Raw genomic sequence first — 18507 nt, forward strand, 5'->3', positions numbered from 1 at the left:
CCAAAGCCCAAACCAAAGCCCGCGCTTATACCCGAGCCTGACTCTTACTCCAATCCGTCAGCAAACTATAAGCAACCGCCAAAAGCGTAGGCCCGATAAACAACCCGATAAACCCAAACGCAATCAACCCGCCAAACACCCCGAGCAGCACAATCACCAGCGGCAAATTCCCGCCCCGGCTGATCAGGTAAGGTTTGAGCACGTTATCCACGCCACTGATGATAAACGTCCCCCAGATCCCCAAAAACACCGCCATCCCATACTCACCTTTCCAGGCCAGCCAGGCCGTGGCCGGAACCCACACCAACGGTGGCCCCATCGGAATCAGACTGAGCAGAAACGTGACAATCCCCAGCACCAGCGCCCCCGGTACTCCGGCAATCAGGAACCCGATCAACGCCAGAACTGCCTGCGCCGCCGCCGTACCGATCACCCCGTTGACCACCCGCTGCACCGTCCCGGCGACCAGCTCGATGTAATACCCGGCACGATCACCGATCAGACGCTCAAGCAGACCGTGCACAAACGCCGCCAGCCGTGGCCCGTCCCGGTAGAAAAAGAACACAAAGACAATACTCAGAGTCAGCTCTAGAATCCCGCCGCCAATCTGCGCACTGCGCGCCAACAACCAGTTCCCGACCTGCCCGAGATACGGCTTGATCGAAACCATCAGCGCCGCGCCCTGCTGATCGATGCTGTTCCAGATTCCTACCAGCCGCTCACCCACAAACGGCACAGTGCCCAGCCAGACCGGTGCTTCCGGCAGGCCGTCGACCTGCACATCCTTGATGAACGCCGTGGCATCACGCACATGGTCGGCCAAGTTGAACCCCAGCCACACCAGCGGCGCCGCCACCAGCAGCATCCAGCCCAGGGTCAGAATGGCCGCGGCCAGCGATTCGCGCCCGTTCAGCCACCGGGTCAAAAGACGCATCAATGGCCAACTGGCAAACGCGAGCACCGCGCCCCAGAACAGCGCCGACCAGAACGGCGCCATCACCCACAGGCTGGCGCCAAACAACACCAGCAGCAGGATCTGCACCAGCAGTCGATCGTTATTGAGCATGTAGAGTCTCGAAAAAGTCAGTCAGGCCAAGAATAGGCGAACACACCGCGCGTGCTCGCCCAATAAAGCTTATCGCAACAGATCGATGCGCAGGCCCGCGCCATCGACGCTGCCGGTTTCCATCCGCGCGGCACGCACGCCCTGATTGATCAGCGCCTGGCGCCAGGCTTCGGCTTTCGGCCCGGACACCGTCACCCGCTGCGTGGTATCGAGGTTGAGGCCACGGGAAATCAGACGCAGCCACGTGTCATCCGGATCATTCACAAGTTTGGGAAAGTCCAGCTCGCCGGTACTTTTGAGCTGACGCAACAGAGTCGCGGAAGTCGGCAACAACTCGCCCAGCGGCGCAACGGCCTCGAACTGTTCGACATGCAGGTAGGCTTTGCGATTGCCCCGCGTGATGCTGTAGAGCGCCACCAGCGTGTTGTCCTTCGGTGCCGCCAGCCTCAGCAACAGATAGGCCTGTTGCTCGTCGGCCCCGTACAGTTTGGAGTTGCCGAACACCTCGTTGGCCCACAGGCTGCTTTCGCCGCAATCACGCGCCTGACACCAGAACAGCAACTCGGCATCCTGTTTTTGCAAGGCCTCGCGGGCGGCGGTGAAGGCTTCCGTGGCGGAATGTTCGGGCGGCAACTCGTAGGTCACCGAGGTGGTCTGGCCACGGGCGGTGACCTGGCCGTCGAAACGCAACTGGCCGCTGATCTTGCGGATCGAACCCAGCGGGTAGATGCGCTCCAGCTCCACGGCGGGGCGGTAGTCGACGATTTGCGCGTCGGCCAGGCGCGGCACGATCTGCAGATCCTGACTGCCCGGCACATCGGCAGCGAACGAAACGGAACTGAAACAGCACAGCGCCAACAGACTGAGTGATCGCTTGGCCAGGTTCATCGGATCGACATGGCTTGGCGGTTCGGGGTCGTAGCGGTATAGAAATCCATCGTGGTTGTCTCCCATTTCAACCCGCCCAGCCTCGACAGTTGCCCGCTTCAAGTCAAGGAATGGCGAAGAAGCGATTGAAACAGTCTGCGACAAGATCCGCGCCGGACTCATCGTTCAGGTGCAAATGATGCCCGCCCGCCAGCTGTTCGCGCTTGAAGGGTAGACCCTCCAGCAGTTCAGTGTGCCTGGCCAGCATGCCGTCGGCGGCGACGATCAATTGCGCCGGGCAGGCGATGCGCTGAACGAACGCCATGGCCTGTTCCTGGGTCAGGCGCAGCGGCGATGGCAGGGTCAGTCGGTTATCGGTGCGCCAGGTGTAACCGCCGGGCACCGGCATCAAGCCGCGCTGGGCCAGCAGCTCGGCGGCTTCACGACTGACTGCCACCAGCCCTTTCATCCGCGCTTCGATGGCGCGGTCGAGCGTGTTGTAAACCGGCTTGCGTTTTTCGCGCAGATCCAGCTGCGCCTGCAAGGCCATGCCCATGCGTTCGGCGGCGTTTTCGCCTTTGTCTGTAGGAGGAATCACTCCGTCGATCAGCGCCAGATGGCTGATGCGCTCCGGCAACGAACCGGCCAGCACCAGCGAAACGATAGCGCCCATCGAATGCCCGAGCAGGCCGAAGCGCTTCCAGCCCATTTGCTCGGCGACTTGCAGCACGTCATGGGCGTAATCCCACAACGCATAGCCTGCACCGTTCGGTCGATGTCCGGAATGCCCGTGTCCGGCCATGTCCAACGCGATGATGCGCAAACCTTTGAGCTTCGGTGCCAGCCGCGCAAAGCTGTTGGCGTTGTCGAGCCAGCCATGCAGGGCGATCACCGGCAATCCGTCTTCAGGCCCGAACAAATGCGCCGCCAGTTCGATATGCGGCAGGCTCAGGCGCACTTCTTCGAAAGTCGGGCTCATGCGCAATCCTTGTCCTGACGGGTTTCCCAGCGAGTGAACAGGTTCTTCAACAGGCGTGCGGTGTCTTGCGGGCGCTCAAGGGGAAACATGTGCCCGCCGGGCATGCTCAGCGCCTCGCCTTGCGGCATGCGCGCAACGAAACGGGTGTGGTGGCGCATGACCACGTTGCTTTTGTGCCCGCGCACCACCGCCAGCGGCACTTTTAATTGGCGGGTACGACCGGGGCTGGTGTGCGGCACGCCACGATAGATGCTGATCTCGGTGGCCGGATCAAAACGCAGGCGCAGCTTATTGCCGACCGGATGCAGGCCATGTTGCAGGTAAGCATCGAAACATTCCGGATCGAAACCGCGAAACAGTGATTTGCCGGCAAAGTAACTGCGCGCACTGTCGAGGTCGGCAAATTCCTCGCGCCGCCCCAATGTGCGCCCGGCCGGGGTCAGCCTGTCGATGAAACCAAAGCGCTTGGCCGCCCGAATCACCCACTGATCGCTGCGGGTCAGCACTGGCGAATCGAGCATCACCACGCCGCGATACAGTTCAGGGCAACGCAACGCCGCGTGCAAATGCAGAACACCGCCGAATGAATGCCCGACACCCCACACCGGTTGCTCCTGCTGCTGCAAATGATGAATCAGCTCGTCGACCAGGTTGTACCAGTTGTCGTCCGCCGGAAAGCGCGGGTCATGGGCATGCCGCTCCAGATGCGCGACCCGGTACTCGGGCGCCAGCGCCTCGAATAGCTTGCCGTAGGTGCCCGAAGGGAACCCGTTGGCGTGGGCGAAAAAGATCGGTTGCGACATGCTGGCAAATCCATAAGCGATAAACGTGGCGTTGATTGTCCGCAAGACCACGTTCTGCGGCAATGACCGTAACTGCCAGGAATGATGACAGTCAGGTCAAAGCTATGGGCGAACTGACAATTATCGCGCTGGTGGCTGCTCACCCAATGGCACCACCGCCATGGTCAACCGCGACACGCAACTGGCCTTGCCTTCATCGCTGGTCAAGCGGATATCCCACACGTGCGTGGTGCGGCCGATATGAATCGGCTTGGCCACCGCTGTCACCCGGCCACTGCGCAGGCCGCGCAAATGGTTGGCGTTGATCTCCAGCCCCACGCAGTAAAACTTGCTGGCATCGATGCACAGATAACTGGCCATTGAACCCACGGTTTCCGCCAGCACCACCGACGCGCCGCCGTGCAGCAAGCCGTAAGGCTGGTGGGTACGATGGTCGATGACCATGCTCGCAGTCAGGGATTGTTCGTCGAAGGCTTCGAAACGGATGTCCAGCACTTCGCCGATGGTGTTTTTCTGGATTGCGTTCAACTGCTCGATGTTGGGAGTGGTGCGCCACACAGTCATCGCAAGCTTCCTTTGTTGTTTTAGTCGTCGCTCAATCCTGCCACAGCACCGCCTCGCTGCGCTCGCTCCATTCTTCGAAGCGCGCGCCGTAGGTGTCTTCGATGACGTTGCGCTTGATTTTCAGGGTCGGCGTGAGGAAGCCGTTTTCCACCGCCCAACTGTCCTTGACCACCACCAGTCGACGCAGACGCTCATGCTTGTCGAGTACGGCGTTGACCTCCTCAAGCAGTTTTTCCAGGCTCGAATGCAGACTCGCGCGGCCCTCTTCCTGATTGACCGTAGAGAGCACGCACAAACCCAATGGCGCACTTAACCCGTCACCGACCACACATACCTGTTCGATCCGCGAATGCACCGCCAAACGATTTTCGATCGGTGCCGGAGCGACGTATTTGCCCTTGCTGGTTTTGAAGATTTCCTTGAGCCGGCCGGTCAGGCGCAAACGCCCTTCAGCATCCTGCTCGCCCTTGTCGCCAGTGCGCAGAAAGCCATCCTCGGTCAGGGTTTCGGCGGTTTTCTGCGGCTCCTTGAAGTAGCCGAGCATGTTCGCCTGACTGCGTACCTGCACTTCGCCCGATTCGTCGATCCGCACTTCGACATCCGGGCAGGGTTTACCGATCCAGCCCTGCTTGTATTGGCCTGGCAGGCAGATGTGCGAATAACCGCAGCTCTCGGTCATGCCATAGACCTCCAGCACGTCGAGGCCCAGTTTCTGATACCAGGTAAGCAAGGTCTGCGGCACCGGCGCCGCACCGGACAGAGCGACGCGCAAGGCATCCAGCCCCAACCCCGCCAGCACTTTGTGCCCTACCCGCTTGCCAATGAACGGCAGACCAAGCAGGAAATCCAGACGCTTGGCCGGGATCTTGCTGTAGACGCCCATCTGGAATTTGGTCCAGATCCGTGGCACACCGAACATCGCGGTCGGCCGCGCCCGCTTGAGATCGGTGATGAAGGTGTCGAGGCTTTCGGCAAAGAACACCGTCTGCCCGGTATAGATCGAGGCCAGCTCGACAAACATGCGTTCGGCGACGTGACACAGCGGCAGGTACGACAGCAGCCGGTCATTCTCGTTGAGCCCGAACAGTTGCGTGCCACGGGTCGTGGCGAAACCAAGATTGGCAAAACTGTGCATCACGCCTTTGGGCAGGCCGGTGGTGCCGGAGGTGTAAATGATGGTCGCCAGTTGTTCGGCAGCAGGACGCGGGTCGTCCTGAATCGGCGAGCAACGCTGCAAGTCCGCCCAGTTGAAATCGAACTCGCCCGGCGGGTGCAGCGGCAGGCTGATGGTCGGCAGATCGACCGGCACACCTTTCGACATTCCGGGCCAGTCATCGAGCTTGCCGATAAACGCCAGTGCGCTCTCCGAATGCTTGAGCACCTGGGCCACGGAGTCGGCGGTGAGGTTGGGATACAGCGGCACCGAAACATGCCCGGCCATCCAGATCGCGAGGTCGGCGATGATCCAGTGCGCGCAGTTTTTCGAGATCAGGGCGATGTGGCTGCCGGGCGGCAGCTCCCGCGCGCGCAGCCAGTGCGCGGCGCAACGGGCCTGATGGCCGACGTCGGCCCAGGTCAGGGTCTCTACATTGCCGCCACCGACGGGCTGCACCAGAAAGCGCTGGCGCGGATGCCGGGCTTCACGTTCGTAGAACACGTCCAGCGGCAAACGGAATGCGGCAGACATGCGACTCGCTCCTGTTTTTTTGGTCTGGAGCAAGCGTAGTCAACCAAGCAAGTGCTTGGTTGGAAAATTCAAACAATTAATTTCAGATGCACAGAGAACCTGTAGGAGTGAGCCTGCTCGCCATAGCGGTGTATCAGCCTAAATTGATATCAACTGATATGGCCGTATCGCGAGCAGGCTCACTCCTACAGGGGAGCGGTGTTAAGGATGCTTGAGGCTGTTGAGGGTCATTGAGCCAATCAGCAGTTCAGGACTTTCCAGCTCAGCCAAACCGGCGGTGCTGACCTTCTCCGGTGGATACCCGGCGCCATGCTGCAGATAGCTGAGCAGATTACCCACCAAAGGGTTGTGGCTGACCAGCAGCACATTGCTCACCGACACCAGTTGATCGGTCACTTTGTCCGGATCAACTTCCGGTGTCAGCCACTCGACCGTGCGGATCTCCGGTTCGAAACCCAGCGCTTCGCGAACAATCTGCGCAGTCTGCTGCGCCCGCAAGTAAGGGCTGGCGTAGATCGCTGTCAGCGGCTGGCCGATCAAATGCGCCGCGCTGCTCAAGGCTTCCTTGCGACCGTGCTCGGTCAGTTCCCGCTCGGAGTCAGGGCACGAGCCGTAAGGCACGGCTTCACCATGACGCAATACCCAGAGTTTCATAGCTTGGGTTCCTCATCTCGGGCCGGGTGCGGTGCTGCTGGCACGGCGTGCGGTGCTTCACCTTCCGGCGTACGCGGCGTTGGCCAGTCGGCGAACGGCCACGGTTTCTGGTCGCTGTGAAACGTGCCAAAGCGGCCGATCTGCGCCAGAAACTGGCTCAGGCTGTCGCCAAAATTCATCAGGCCGGCGTTCGGCGCACCATAAATCAGTCTATACACCAGCTGCACCAGCACCACTGCGCCGAGGATGAACTGCGCCACTTGCCAAACGAGTAAATAGACGACCATCCACAGCACCCGCAGCAGGATGGATTCGTACTTGGCTTCGGTTTTCGGATCGTTCATGGCTTGCTCCGCTGTCCTTGAAAAACGCTGAATCAGTTGAAACCACTGGTGGAAATAAAGTCGACGTCGGTTTTCGGCTCGGCACGCATCAACAGGCCGATCACCTGCTCCAGCGTGCGCCCTTCAAACAGAATCGCGTGCAGCCCGGCGACCAGCGGCATGTACACGCCGACTTCCTGAGACTTGGCCTTGAGCACCTTGAGCGTGTTCACACCTTCGGCGACTTCGCCCAGGCGCGACACCGCTTCGTCCAGACTCAGACCCTGGCCGAGAGCGAAGCCGACCTGATAGTTACGGCTCTTGGGCGAGGAGCACGTCACGATCAAATCTCCCACGCCAGCCAGACCGAGGAAGGTCATGGGATTGGCGCCCTGATTCACCGCAAACCGGGTCATCTCGGCCAGGGCGCGAGTGATCAGCATGCTCTTGGTGTTCTCGCCCATCTCCAGCGCCACCGCCATGCCGGCGATGATCGCGTAGACGTTCTTCAACGCCCCGCCCAGTTCGACACCAAAACGGTCGGCGCTCGCGTACACGCGGAAAGTGCGACCGTGCAATGCGGCTTGCACTTGCTTGCAGAGTTCTTCGTCTTCGCTGGCGACCACGGTGGCGGTCAGCGCGTGTTCGGCGATTTCCCGCGCCAGATTCGGCCCGGACAGCACGCCGATGCGCGCCTGCGGGGCAATCTCTTCGAGAATCTGGCTCATCAGTTTGAAGGTGTGGGCTTCGATGCCTTTGGTCAGGCTGACCAGCATCTTGCCGCTCAAACGCTCGGCGTGCGCCGCCAGCACCGTGCGCAACGCACTGGATGGCAGCGCGACGAAGCACAGGTCGCAGGCGTCGAGAGTTTCCTGCAGGTCGGTGACGGCGGTCACCCCCGGCAGAATCTTGATGCCTTTGAGGTAACGCGGGTTTTCGCGGTTGACCCGGATGGCTTCGGCCTGCTCGGGGTCACGCATCCACTGCCGGACTTGATGGCCGTTCTCGGCCAAAAGATTGGCCACGGCGGTACCAAAACTTCCGCCTCCCAGGACCGCAATCGGGCGCTGTTCAGTCATATGCAATCCGTTAATCCATACCAGTGGCGATGGCGGCATTATACGGGGCGCCTTACGCGCGGCCAGCCCCAGCAACAATTACCGACACTTGTAGGAAGAAGACCAATAAATCCTAGGAAAATGCCTGCAACGTGACTGGAAAAGTCCCAGCCCTCGGTTAACATGCGCGCCAATTCTCTGCTTTCAAGGCTGTATCGTGTCCGTCGGTTCTTCATCCCCGCGTTCGTCCCTGTTGCTGGCGCTGTTGTTCAGCCCGGTGTTGCAGGCGGACGATCTGTTTGTCGACAGCGAAGCACTGCCGCAGGTGCTGACGGCCACGCGCCTGAAACAGACACCGGCGGAAGTACCGGGGAGCATGACCGTACTCGACAGCGAATTGATCAACGCCAGCGGTGCCCGCGATATCAGCGAATTGCTGCGTCTGGTGCCGGGGATGATGGTCGGCAACATCAACGGCAATCAGGCGGCGGTCAATTATCACGGCACCAACGCCACCGAAGCACGGCGCATGCAGGTGTTGATCGATGGCCGCTCGGTGTACCGCGCCGGTCTGGCGACGGTGGACTGGAGTGATATTCCGGTGGCCATGGAAGACATCGAACGCATCGAAGTCTTTCACGGCCCGAACACCGTCAGTTATGGCGCCAACGCGCTGATGGCGGTGGTCAACATCATCACCCGCAACCCGGCGGACAGTCACGGCACGCGACTGAAGATCACCCGTGGCCAGCGCGGCATCAATGACTTCTATGCCAGTCAGGGCACCGGATGGGATGGCGGCGATCTGCGCCTGTCGCTGTCCGGCCAGGAAGACGACGGCTTCGACAGCGACCGCACTGGCGCCGATTATCGCGACAGCCGCCGCTTGAACCGCTTCAGCCTCGCGGTCAGCCACACCCTCAGCGACAACCAGAGCCTCGACTGGCAGGTCAACGCAAAGGATGGCACCAACCAGCGGCCCTATACCTACCGTCCGGTGTTCTCCGGGATTACCGCCGCCGGGAACAATTCCGACGTGGTAGCCAAGGACTACGCCGGCTCGGTGCGCTGGAATCTCGACATCAATCCTGAACACAGCCTTTATATACAAGGCTCGGCACAACACTGGGATCGTCAGCAAACCTGGCGCGCCTGCGACGCCGAGGTGTCGTTCAGCCCGGAGTTGACGCAACTGTGGCAACTCGACCCGAACTACACCGAACGCCTGGCGCGCAACATCACCCGTTTCACCGGCCCGGGCGCCGCTCCTGGCACACCGCAGGAAATGGCCCTGGCCAATCGCGTCCTCGATCAATGGCGCAACGGAGCCAATCAGACCCTGTGCGGCGACATCGACCAGAGCGCCCGCGAATCGCGCTACGACCTCGAACTGCAGGACACCCTCAGCCTGTCCGACAGCCTGCGCCTGGTCAGCGGCATGAACTATCGTTACGACCGGGCCGACTCCGAGACCTATTTCAACGGCACGCTGGACGACACCACCTGGCGTGCATTCGGCCAACTGGAGTGGCGCGCCACGGAGCACTGGCTGTTGCAGGGCGGCGCGATGTTCGAAGACACACAGTTGATCGGCAGCTCGCTGACGCCAAGGTTTGCCGTCAATTATCTGATCAACCCGCGCCACGGTCTGCGCGCGGTGTACTCGGAGGCGATCCGTTCGCCGGACATGTTCGAGAACAACGTCAACTGGAGCTATCAGGTGAGCAACCTGCGGCCCGCCGCCTACGGTCAGACTTCAGCGCGTTACTTCGTCAAGACCCGTGGCCCGGGTGATCTCGATCAGGAACACATGCGCTCACGGGAACTGGGCTACAACGGCTACTTCGCCGAACTCGGTCTGGCGCTGGACGTGAAGCTGTTTTACGACGAAATCACCGGGATGATCAGCGAGCCGCTGCGCAACAACCAATACATCGCTAGCAACGCGAACAGCTCACGCTTTCGCGGCACCGAAACCCAGCTCGACTGGCGTGTCAGTCTGGCCGACCGTTTGCGTTTCACGTACGCCTTCGTCGACGCCGAGGCGAGCAATCCGCTGGATCAGCAATTTACTGCACGCAACAGCGGCTCTGCCGGATGGTTGCGCGATTGGGGCCACGGCTGGAACAGCGCCCTCTTCTATTACGGTAACAACGCCCTCAACGGTTACCGCTTCGAACGGGTGGACACGCGGATCGCCAAACGCATCGCCTTCGGCAAGGCGCAATTGCAATTGGCCGGCGTGCTGCAACAACGCCTCGACCACGAGCCGACCACCTTCGTCGATAACAATTATGACGAACGCCGGGTAATGTATTTCAGCGCCGAGCTGGAGTTCTAGGATGCGTAACGGCACGTCACGGAAACTGCCGAGCGCAGGCCAATGGCTGGTCGGGCTGTGTCTTTTCCTGACGGCATGGCTGCACGGAGTGGCCGTGCAAGCCGCTGACATTCTGTTGACCGGCGCAGAAGAAAGCCCCGGCGTGCAATCGTTCGTCCAGGCCCTGAGCGAGTTGCGTCCGACTGACCACGTGCGTTTTCAGCCTCTGGCGAGCCTGCCCGCGCCAGGCAAACTGCCGAGCAGCCTGCGCCTGATCCTGCTGGACTTGCCGAGCCTCGACTGGCGCCTGCAAGACACGCAAGGCCCGGCGACGCTGGTGCTGCGCATCAGCCGCCTGCAAGCGCAACAACGTTTCGGTGCCGCGCAACCCGCGCATCTGAGCCTGCTGTGGAGCGATCCGCCGCTGGCCCGGCAACTGCAATTGATCCGGCGGATTCTGCCGCAGGCGCGCCGGATTGGCGTGCTGTTCGATCATCACAGCGAGTTTCTGCTTCAGGAGTTGCACCTGGCGGCGAAACCGTTGCAGCTGGAAATCGTCAATCAACGCTGGGAGAACACGGCGGACAGTCGTCCGTTGCAGTCACTGCTGAAAAACAGCGACGTGTTGCTGGGGCTCGACGATCCCGACCTGTACAACCCGAAAACCGCAAAAAACCTTCTGCTCAGCAGCTATTCGCGGCAACTCGCACTGGTCGGACCCAACGTGGCATTTGTGCGCGCCGGCAGCCTCGCCAGCACCTACAGCGATCAGAGCGACTGGCTGGCAGTGCTCGACCATCTGCTCGACCAGTCGCCGGCCAATTGGCCGCGAACGCTCTATCCGGAACGTTTCAAGGTTTCAAGTAATGCGCAAGTGGCTCGTTCCCTGGGTATCGAACCGTTGAACGAAGCGAGTGTCGCCAGAGAGCTGGCCGAAGGAGAGCGCCGCCCATGAGTTTCCGTCGCCGTTGGGACATCAACACCCGCACACAATTGATCAGCCTCGGCCCGGCCTTGTTGCTGACCTTGTTGCTGATCAGCTTTTTTACCTTCGTGCGTATTCAGGATTTGCGCCAGGAACTCAATCACACCGGTCAATTGATCGCCAACCAACTGGCGCCCGCTACCGAGTACGGAGTGATTTCCGGCAACAACGAAGTGCTGGAAAGCCTGCTCAAAGCCACGCTAGCCACGCCGAACGTGCGCTTCATCGAAGTTCAGGACAGCGCCAACCGGATTCTGGTGTACGTCGAGCAACCCGCCGACACTCACAAACGCCCGCATCAGGTCGAAGTATTCCAGGCGCCTGTGCGCCTGCAACGGATCGCTCTGCACAACGATTTTTTCCAGGACGCCAAGGCCAACAACAGTGCCGCCGGCGAAGATTATCTGGGGCGGGTCATCGTCGGTCTGTCCAACGACGCGTTCAGTCAGCGCCAGCAGGAGATTCTGTTCAAGGCCGGGATTCTGGCGTTGTTCGCCCTGCTCTTCACGTTTGTACTCGCGCGGCGACTGGCCGGAAGTCTGTCGCAGCCGATCCGCGATATCGGCAATGCGGTGAAGGCGATCCAGGACGGCGACTACAAAACACCGCTGCCGATTGTCGATGACACCGAACTGGGTGCCTTGTCGCAGCACATCAACAACCTTGCCCAGGCTCTCGAACAGGCTAGCCGCGAACAGCATCAGGCGATGGCGCAGTTGATCCAGACCCGCGAAGAAGCGGAAAAGGCCAACAACGCCAAATCCGACTTTCTGGCGATGATGAGCCATGAACTGCGCACGCCAATGAATGGCGTGCTGGGCATGCTGCAATTGCTCGAAACCACCGAGATGACTGAGGAACAGGTCGAGTACGCGGCGCTGGCGTCGGAATCCACCGAACACCTGCTGAAAGTCATCAACGACATTCTCGATTTCTCGCGCATCGAACGCTCGGAGCTGGAACTGGAACACATTCCGTTCAGCCTCGCCGAGCTGATCGGCGCCTGCGCCCAGTCGTTCCAGCACAGTGCCGTGCAGCGTGGGCTGATCCTGCAATTGCGCGTGCCCGAAGACATGCGCGATTTGCAGGTGCAAGGCGATCCGACGCGGATCCGGCAGATTCTGGTCAACCTGGTCGGCAATGCCTTGAAGTTCACCGAACAGGGCCGCGTCAGCATCGAGGCGCAGTGGCAATCGCTGGACCATGAACTGCTGTGGTTCACCTGCTCGGTGCGTGACAGTGGCATCGGCATTTCGTCCGAGAGCCTGGAGTTGATGTTCAACGCCTTCCAACAGGCCGACAGCTCGATCTCACGGCGTTACGGCGGCACCGGGTTAGGCCTGCCGATTGCCCGCACGCTGGCCGAACGCATGGGCGGCACGTTGCGGGCGCAAAGCGAAGAAGGTCGCGGCTCGGTGTTCACACTGGAAATTCCGCTGGCGTTGTCCAGACAAGCGTTGCCGCTTCTGGCCGCACCGCGCTCGCCCCATGGCCATGGGCACGGCGAAGGACGCAATGTGCTGCTGGTGGAAGATAATCCGGTGAACCAGACCGTCATCGAAGCGATGCTGCGCAGCCTGGGCTTTACTGTCAGTGTTGCCACCGATGGCGCGCAAGCGGTACGCACTGCCGAGGGCAACAGCTTTGAGGCCATTCTGATGGACTGCCGTCTGCCGATCATCGACGGTTACGAGGCCACGCGGCAGATCCGTCGCCTGCCCGGACGCAGTGAGGTGCCGATCATCGCGTTGACCGCCAACGCCTTGCAGGGCGACCGGGAAACCTGCCTGGCGGCGGGGATGAACGATTATCTGGCCAAGCCGTTCAAACGTAATGACCTGCAGCAGATTCTGCAGCGATGGGTGCAGTGATGACGGCCTTTCGACCATCTGCGACTGGCATGAAAAGCGAAAGTGCGGCAGTCTTAGGCACCCGAACGAGCCTCAAAAGGGGCTTGAATAAAAATTTCAGTGCACAAGTGTACATTCATGTCCTTGGTGCTGTGACTTTCACCACAACGCAATAGTCTATGAGTAGGCTGCCGGTTCGAGGCATGAACGCGTCGATCGGTCGGGAAGATTTGCCCCACCTGCCGCATGGGATTATTGAGGAGCTCGCATGACCAAACAAAACGCCTTTACTCGGGAAGATCTGCTGCGCTGCAGTCGCGGTGAGCTGTTCGGCCCAGGTAACGCGCAACTGCCCGCCCCGAACATGCTGATGGTCGATCGCATCACCCTGATCAGCGAAGAAGGCGGCAAGTACGGCAAAGGTGAATTGGTCGCCGAGCTGGATATCAACCCTGACCTGTGGTTCTTTGCTTGCCACTTTGAAGGCGATCCGGTGATGCCGGGCTGCCTGGGTCTGGATGCCATGTGGCAACTGGTCGGTTTCTTCCTGGGCTGGCAAGGCCTGCCGGGCCGTGGCCGTGCGCTGGGTTCGGGCGAAGTGAAATTCTTCGGTCAGGTGCTGCCGACCGCCAAGAAAGTCACCTACAACATTCATATCAAACGCGTCCTCAAGGGCAAGCTGAACCTGGCCATCGCCGACGGTTCGGTGACTGTCGACGGTCGCGAAATCTACACCGCCGAAGGCCTTCGCGTCGGCGTGTTCACCTCCACTGACAACTTCTAAGGGTTATTCGCATGCGCCGCGTCGTTATCACTGGTCTGGGCATTGTTTCGTGCCTGGGCAATGACAAAGAGACCGTCTCCGCTAACCTGCGTGCAAGCCGCCCTGGCATCCGGTTCAACCCGGAATATGCCGAAATGGGTCTGCGTAGCCAGGTTTCCGGCTCCATCGACCTCAACCTTGAAGAGCTGATCGATCGCAAGATCTATCGCTTCGTCGGCCACGCAGCGGCTTACGCCTACCTGGCCATGAAAGACGCCATTGCTGACTCCGGCCTGACCGAAGAGCAAGTGTCCAACCCGCGTACCGGCCTGATCGCTGGCTCCGGCGGTGCTTCTACTCTCAACCAGATGGAAGCGCTGGACATCCTGCGCGAGAAAGGCGTGAAGCGCGTTGGCCCATACCGTGTAACGCGGACCATGAGCAGCACCGTTTCCGCTTGCCTGGCCACGCCATTCAAGATCAAGGGCCTGAACTACTCCATCGCTTCTGCCTGCGCCACCAGTGCTCACTGCATCGGTACTGCCATGGAACAGATCCAGATGGGCAAGCAGGACATCGTCTTCGCCGGTGGCGGTGAAGAAGAGCACTGGAGCCAGTCGTTCCTGTTCGACGCCATGGGCGCCCTGTCCAGCAAGCGCAACGACACCCCGGAACAAGCCTCCCGCGCCTACGACGCCGACCGTGACGGTTTCGTCATCGCCGGCGGTGGCGGCATGGTCGTGGTTGAAGAGCTGGAACATGCTCTGGCCCGTGGCGCAAAAATCTACGCTGAAATCGTGGGTTACGGCGCGACGTCCGACGGCTACGACATGGTTGCCCCGAGCGGCGAAGGCGCGATCCGCTGCATGCAGATGGCAATGTCCACCGTTGATACCCCGATCGACTACCTGAACACCCACGGCACTTCGACTCCGGTCGGCGACGTCGCGGAAATGAAAGGTGTGCGTGAAGTGTTCGGCGACAAGGCTCCAGCGATCAGCTCGACCAAGAGCCTGTCCGGTCACTCCCTGGGCGCCGCCGGCGTTCACGAAGCGATCTACTGCATGCTGATGATGGAAGGCAACTTCATCGCCGGTTCCGCCAACATCGACGAGCTGGACCCTGAAGTGGCCGATCTGCCGGTGCTGACCAAGACCCGCGAGAACGCCACCATCAACACCGTGATGAGCAACAGCTTCGGCTTTGGCGGCACCAACGCCACGCTGGTGCTGAAGCGCTGGGAAGGCAAGTAATTCCCTTCCGCTAAGCCGCACATGAAAACGCCCCGACTGGTTCGGGGCGTTTTTTTGCCTGCAGAAAACCTCATGGCTGACACACATCCCCTGTAAGAGTGAGCCTGCTCGCGATAGCGGTGGATCAGCCAACATCGTCGGCGACTGACATTGCGCAATCGCGAGCAGGCTCACTCCTACAGGGGGTTTCGGTGTTCTGAAAATGAAATTTCTGTCATGAAACTTAACACCCTGCGACCGAATGTCGCGGATTCAGCGGGCTGTAGCACTGTTGCGGTTTTCGCAAGAATACATTGCACGAATCAAGCGTTTACTTAGCAAGCTAACAAATCATATAAAAGAGTCCTGCACACGCCTTGCTGCAGATAACTTGAGATTTGGAGCTAGCAGATGACTGTAAAAGTAACTGAACGCGACGATTCACACATGTCCCACGAAGGCGTAGCCGCCGGTATCCGCATCTGGGATGTGCACCAGCAAGACTTGCTGGTCGGCATGTTCCACAACGAGATCGATGCCCACAACTACAAGGCCGAACTTGAAGTGCAAGAGCAACAACGCGACCGCGCCACCGGTTGATCACAGACTTGTCGATGGCTGCAGCCTGCCCCACCTTTCGCAGCAGGCTGCGGCCTTATCAATGGCCTTCAGACAATTCGAATGGCGCTCAGATAAATATTGTCATCGATCTCCACCGAGGGGATCTCAGCGACAATCCTTCCGCCTTCAAGCTTCACCACTTCACATTCACCATCACCCATGCCGTCATTTCTGATCGAGAACTGAACGGATTCCGGGTGCTGTTTGTCATCGTCGAATGGCATGCCACAGGCAATCAGAAAGTCGATTTTCACTTCAGGAATTTCAACTTCCTCGTCGCGCTGCCCCTCTCTCTGCACCGCATAATCAAGACACACATTAATGCCGAACGGACACCCCGGGACGAGGCTATTGATAAACCGGTCTTCGTAACCGGCGAAGTAACTGTGCTCAGCACTGACAGAGCTGACGTCCTTGACCTTGATGACAAACTCATCGAATAACTTGAAGAACCAGAAACCGTCTTCAGCCGCCACATGTTCGCCAAAGTCTATTCCCGACACATTACGTTTCGGCCACATCGACATTAACGGCTTATCCACTTCATATTCTTTATTGGTGACCGCCAACAAATAATTGATTACATCGTAATAACTTCCCTCACCTTCACCGATCTTGATCAAGGTCGCACAACTTCCCGCCAACAGTACAATCTTGCCATAGCGCTCTACCGACAAGTCTTCCATCAGCGAAGAAACCGACTCGGTGACCATTTCCAGATAGGCTGTAGTCAATTCCTGCAACTCTTCTTCGCTGTCGACTTCACGCCAGGGGATGTTCCAGAAAAACTCCGGCAAGGTGAAGAAAAGGCAATCTGCACCGTCATGGTCTGCAGCGGCGGCCTTAGCGGCGATCCTGATTTTTCGGCGCACATACCCGACGCGTGCTTTCAACTCAGCGGATACATAGTCGGTAATGGACTGACCCGGACCGCGCAAGTTAAAAAATTGCGGATTAAAAGTGGGTTGACGCAATGAAGCAATGCTTAACAGCATGAGTGACATCCTTATCTTGTTAATATTTATTCCATGCTTTCCCCTATAACAAAAAAACCGCCAAAACACACAGGCATCGCAACTTCAAACATTGCAAAACCTACACACTTTAAAAAGTTAATTTCCGATAAAAGAAAACCCGCCAGATCGTATCGATACGATCTGGCGGGTTCAATCCATATAAACATTCAAAGTACTAGCAAACATGTAAACCGCTAGAACGGTGAAGCAATTACCACATCAGATCATCTGGAATCTGATAGGCCGCGTACGGATCGTCCTCGGCATTGACCTCTTCGGTCTGCACGTTGAGCTGGACGATGCGCTGCGGATCGCGCTCCTGGATCTTCAGCGCCGCTTCACGGGGGATCACTTCGTAACCGCCGCCATGGTGCACTATTGCCAGCGAACCACTACTGAGCTTGTTGCGCATCAGCGTATTGACCGAGATGCGCTTGACCTTCTTGTCGTCGACGAAGTTGTAGTAGTCCTCGGTGGTCAACTTTGGCAAGCGCGAAACTTCGATCAACTGCTTGACCTGCGCAGCACGCGCCTTGGCCTCGGCTTTTTCCTGCTGCTGGCGGTTCAGCTCCTGATCACGCTTGACCTTCTCGGCCATCGCTTCCTGGGCGGCACGCTGCTGCGAGTCATCCAGCTCGACCTGGCCTTTGTGGGCCAGACGCTGCTGCTTCTGCTTGTCTTTGCTGACCTGCTTGGCCTGCTTTTGGTTGACCAGGCCTGCTTTGAGCAACTGGTCGCGAAGGGAAAGGCTCATTAATGCTTACTCACTTGGGCAACGGCTCAGCCGCAGCTGGGCAAATTCTTTTCCTGACGTTTGGCTTCGCCCCACAGGGCGTCCAACTCTTCGAGGGTGCAATCTTCTATGGGACGGTGGGTATCGCGCAATGCCTGTTCGATAAAACGGAAACGTCTTTCGAACTTGCCGTTGGCGCCACGCAGTGCAGTTTCCGGATCGACCTTCAGATGCCGGGCCAGATTGACCACGGAAAACAGCAGATCGCCGATCTCGTCGGCCACCGCTTGCGGATCATTTTCGGACATGGCTTCGAGCACTTCATCGAGTTCTTCACGGACCTTGTCCAGTACCGGCAACGCATCCGGCCAGTCGAATCCGACCTGTCCGGCACGCTTCTGCAACTTTGCCGAACGTGACAGAGCAGGCAAGGCGGCGGGCACATCATCGAGCAAGGACAATTGCTGCGGTGCAGAGGATTTCTCGGCCCTCTCTTCGGCCTTGATTTCCTCCCAGCGTTGTTTGACCTGTTCTTCGTTCAGGCGCGGCACATCCAGCGGTGCATACAGATCGCCAGTGGGGAACACGTGCGGGTGACGGCGAATCAGTTTGCGGGTAATGCTGTCGACCACGCCGGCAAATTCGAACCGCCCTTCTTCCCGGGCGAGCTGACTGTAATACACCACCTGAAACAACAGATCACCCAACTCGCCCTGCAAGTGATCGAAGTCACCGCGCTCGATGGCGTCGGCCACTTCGTAAGCTTCCTCGAGGGTGTGCGGGACGATAGTCGCGTAGGTTTGCTTGATGTCCCACGGGCAGCCGAACTGCGGATCGCGCAGACGGTTCATCAGGTGGAGCAGGTCTTCAAGGCTGTACATACAAAATCTCACTCAACCCTTTCTGCGATCTCGATCATTCCCACGCCTTGCGTGGGGATTCAGCGGTGACGCTCCGCGTCACTGGAGGCATTCCCACGCGGAGCG

General features: G+C 59.3%; 18 protein-coding genes. 6 read left to right on the top strand and 12 right to left on the bottom strand.

All coding sequences use genetic code 11. The features are described 5' to 3' along the window. Positions 1-25: 25 nt before the first annotated feature. The 9 genes from F2P67_RS27205 to F2P67_RS27245 all read right to left on the bottom strand — a co-directional run bounded on the left by F2P67_RS27205 (position 26) and on the right by F2P67_RS27245 (position 8022). Positions 26-1066 carry an AI-2E family transporter gene (locus F2P67_RS27205; protein WP_166226266.1) on the bottom strand — a complete coding sequence of 347 codons (1041 nt, stop codon included), beginning with the start codon at positions 1064-1066 and terminating at the stop codon, positions 26-28. A 69-nt stretch (positions 1067-1135) separates the two neighbouring features. Next, positions 1136-1954, bottom strand: a complete 819-nt coding sequence (locus F2P67_RS27210; RefSeq protein ID WP_166226304.1) for a DUF4892 domain-containing protein — start codon at positions 1952-1954, stop codon at positions 1136-1138. A 103-nt stretch (positions 1955-2057) separates the two neighbouring features. After that, positions 2058-2912, bottom strand: a complete 855-nt coding sequence (locus tag F2P67_RS27215) for an alpha/beta hydrolase (protein WP_166226269.1) — start codon at positions 2910-2912, stop codon at positions 2058-2060. Beyond that, positions 2909-3715, bottom strand: a complete 807-nt coding sequence (locus tag F2P67_RS27220; protein WP_166226272.1) for an alpha/beta fold hydrolase — start codon at positions 3713-3715, stop codon at positions 2909-2911. Before F2P67_RS27220 ends, F2P67_RS27215 begins: the two co-directional genes overlap by 4 nt. Before the next feature lie 120 nt (positions 3716-3835). Then, entirely contained in the window at positions 3836-4279 is a 444-nt protein-coding gene (locus F2P67_RS27225) for a hotdog fold thioesterase (RefSeq protein ID WP_166226274.1), read from the bottom strand. A 31-nt stretch (positions 4280-4310) separates the two neighbouring features. Then, complete coding sequence (locus tag F2P67_RS27230; protein ID WP_166226277.1) at positions 4311-5966, bottom strand: AMP-binding protein; 1656 nt, start codon at positions 5964-5966, stop codon at positions 4311-4313. A gap of 201 nt (positions 5967-6167) precedes the next feature. After that, positions 6168-6620: a phosphohistidine phosphatase SixA gene (gene sixA, locus F2P67_RS27235; protein WP_160059049.1), complete on the bottom strand. Its 453-nt coding sequence runs from the start codon at positions 6618-6620 to the stop codon at positions 6168-6170. Then, positions 6617-6964 (bottom strand): DUF4389 domain-containing protein, encoded by a 348-nt coding sequence (locus F2P67_RS27240; RefSeq protein ID WP_166226280.1) that lies wholly within the window; start codon positions 6962-6964, stop codon positions 6617-6619. The genes sixA and F2P67_RS27240 overlap by 4 nt, the downstream gene beginning before the upstream one ends. 32 nt (positions 6965-6996) lie before the next feature. After that, entirely contained in the window at positions 6997-8022 is a 1026-nt protein-coding gene (locus tag F2P67_RS27245; protein ID WP_166226283.1) for an NAD(P)H-dependent glycerol-3-phosphate dehydrogenase, read from the bottom strand. Between the two features lie 196 nt (positions 8023-8218). Between F2P67_RS27245 and F2P67_RS27250 the strand changes: the two genes are divergently transcribed. From F2P67_RS27250 to F2P67_RS27275, 6 genes are all read left to right on the top strand, one after another. Further along, positions 8219-10342: a TonB-dependent receptor domain-containing protein gene (locus F2P67_RS27250; RefSeq protein WP_166226285.1), complete on the top strand. Its 2124-nt coding sequence runs from the start codon at positions 8219-8221 to the stop codon at positions 10340-10342. Position 10343: 1 nt separating this feature from the next. After that, positions 10344-11276: an ABC transporter substrate-binding protein gene (locus F2P67_RS27255; protein WP_166226287.1), complete on the top strand. Its 933-nt coding sequence runs from the start codon at positions 10344-10346 to the stop codon at positions 11274-11276. After that, on the top strand, positions 11273-13177 hold the full coding sequence (locus F2P67_RS27260; RefSeq protein ID WP_166226290.1) for an ATP-binding protein: 1905 nt from the start codon (positions 11273-11275) through the stop codon (positions 13175-13177). Before F2P67_RS27255 ends, F2P67_RS27260 begins: the two co-directional genes overlap by 4 nt. A 247-nt stretch (positions 13178-13424) precedes the next feature. Then, a complete protein-coding gene (fabA, locus tag F2P67_RS27265) occupies positions 13425-13940 on the top strand; it encodes a 3-hydroxyacyl-[acyl-carrier-protein] dehydratase FabA (protein WP_003227150.1) in 516 nt (171 codons plus the stop codon). 11 nt (positions 13941-13951) lie between these two features. Next, positions 13952-15172: a beta-ketoacyl-ACP synthase I gene (fabB, locus tag F2P67_RS27270; protein ID WP_003227152.1), complete on the top strand. Its 1221-nt coding sequence runs from the start codon at positions 13952-13954 to the stop codon at positions 15170-15172. 390 nt (positions 15173-15562) lie between these two features. Beyond that, on the top strand, positions 15563-15751 hold the full coding sequence (locus tag F2P67_RS27275) for a hypothetical protein (protein WP_166226293.1): 189 nt from the start codon (positions 15563-15565) through the stop codon (positions 15749-15751). Positions 15752-15819: 68 nt separating this feature from the next. Here F2P67_RS27275 and F2P67_RS27280 read toward each other — a convergent pair whose 3' ends face one another. The 3 genes from F2P67_RS27280 to mazG all read right to left on the bottom strand — a co-directional run bounded on the left by F2P67_RS27280 (position 15820) and on the right by mazG (position 18402). Further along, complete coding sequence (locus F2P67_RS27280; protein ID WP_166226295.1) at positions 15820-16767, bottom strand: hypothetical protein; 948 nt, start codon at positions 16765-16767, stop codon at positions 15820-15822. A 232-nt stretch (positions 16768-16999) separates the two neighbouring features. Next, entirely contained in the window at positions 17000-17542 is a 543-nt protein-coding gene (locus F2P67_RS27285; RefSeq protein WP_166226298.1) for a DUF2058 domain-containing protein, read from the bottom strand. 26 nt (positions 17543-17568) lie between these two features. Next, a complete protein-coding gene (mazG, locus tag F2P67_RS27290) occupies positions 17569-18402 on the bottom strand; it encodes a nucleoside triphosphate pyrophosphohydrolase (protein ID WP_166226301.1) in 834 nt (277 codons plus the stop codon). Positions 18403-18507: the final 105 nt, after the last annotated feature.

Origin of the sequence: Pseudomonas atagonensis (genome assembly GCF_011369485.1) — a bacterium.
Lineage (GTDB): Bacteria > Pseudomonadota > Gammaproteobacteria > Pseudomonadales > Pseudomonadaceae > Aquipseudomonas > Aquipseudomonas atagonensis.

Excerpts from the sequence above, each read along its gene's own strand:
- F2P67_RS27205 (WP_166226266.1), bottom strand. The coding sequence starts at position 1,066 with ATGCTCAATAACGATCGACTGCTGGTGCAGATCCTGCTGCTGGTGTTG.
- F2P67_RS27210 (WP_166226304.1), bottom strand. The coding sequence starts at position 1,954 with ATGAACCTGGCCAAGCGATCACTCAGTCTGTTGGCGCTGTGCTGTTTC.
- F2P67_RS27215 (WP_166226269.1), bottom strand. The coding sequence starts at position 2,912 with ATGAGCCCGACTTTCGAAGAAGTGCGCCTGAGCCTGCCGCATATCGAA.
- F2P67_RS27220 (WP_166226272.1), bottom strand. The coding sequence starts at position 3,715 with ATGTCGCAACCGATCTTTTTCGCCCACGCCAACGGGTTCCCTTCGGGC.
- F2P67_RS27225 (WP_166226274.1), bottom strand. The coding sequence starts at position 4,279 with ATGACTGTGTGGCGCACCACTCCCAACATCGAGCAGTTGAACGCAATC.
- F2P67_RS27230 (WP_166226277.1), bottom strand. The coding sequence starts at position 5,966 with ATGTCTGCCGCATTCCGTTTGCCGCTGGACGTGTTCTACGAACGTGAA.
- sixA (WP_160059049.1), bottom strand. The coding sequence starts at position 6,620 with ATGAAACTCTGGGTATTGCGTCATGGTGAAGCCGTGCCTTACGGCTCG.
- F2P67_RS27240 (WP_166226280.1), bottom strand. The coding sequence starts at position 6,964 with ATGAACGATCCGAAAACCGAAGCCAAGTACGAATCCATCCTGCTGCGG.
- F2P67_RS27245 (WP_166226283.1), bottom strand. The coding sequence starts at position 8,022 with ATGACTGAACAGCGCCCGATTGCGGTCCTGGGAGGCGGAAGTTTTGGT.
- F2P67_RS27255 (WP_166226287.1), top strand. The coding sequence starts at position 10,344 with ATGCGTAACGGCACGTCACGGAAACTGCCGAGCGCAGGCCAATGGCTG.
- F2P67_RS27260 (WP_166226290.1), top strand. The coding sequence starts at position 11,273 with ATGAGTTTCCGTCGCCGTTGGGACATCAACACCCGCACACAATTGATC.
- fabA (WP_003227150.1), top strand. The coding sequence starts at position 13,425 with ATGACCAAACAAAACGCCTTTACTCGGGAAGATCTGCTGCGCTGCAGT.
- fabB (WP_003227152.1), top strand. The coding sequence starts at position 13,952 with ATGCGCCGCGTCGTTATCACTGGTCTGGGCATTGTTTCGTGCCTGGGC.
- F2P67_RS27275 (WP_166226293.1), top strand. The coding sequence starts at position 15,563 with ATGACTGTAAAAGTAACTGAACGCGACGATTCACACATGTCCCACGAA.
- F2P67_RS27280 (WP_166226295.1), bottom strand. The coding sequence starts at position 16,767 with ATGCTGTTAAGCATTGCTTCATTGCGTCAACCCACTTTTAATCCGCAA.
- F2P67_RS27285 (WP_166226298.1), bottom strand. The coding sequence starts at position 17,542 with ATGAGCCTTTCCCTTCGCGACCAGTTGCTCAAAGCAGGCCTGGTCAAC.
- mazG (WP_166226301.1), bottom strand. The coding sequence starts at position 18,402 with ATGTACAGCCTTGAAGACCTGCTCCACCTGATGAACCGTCTGCGCGAT.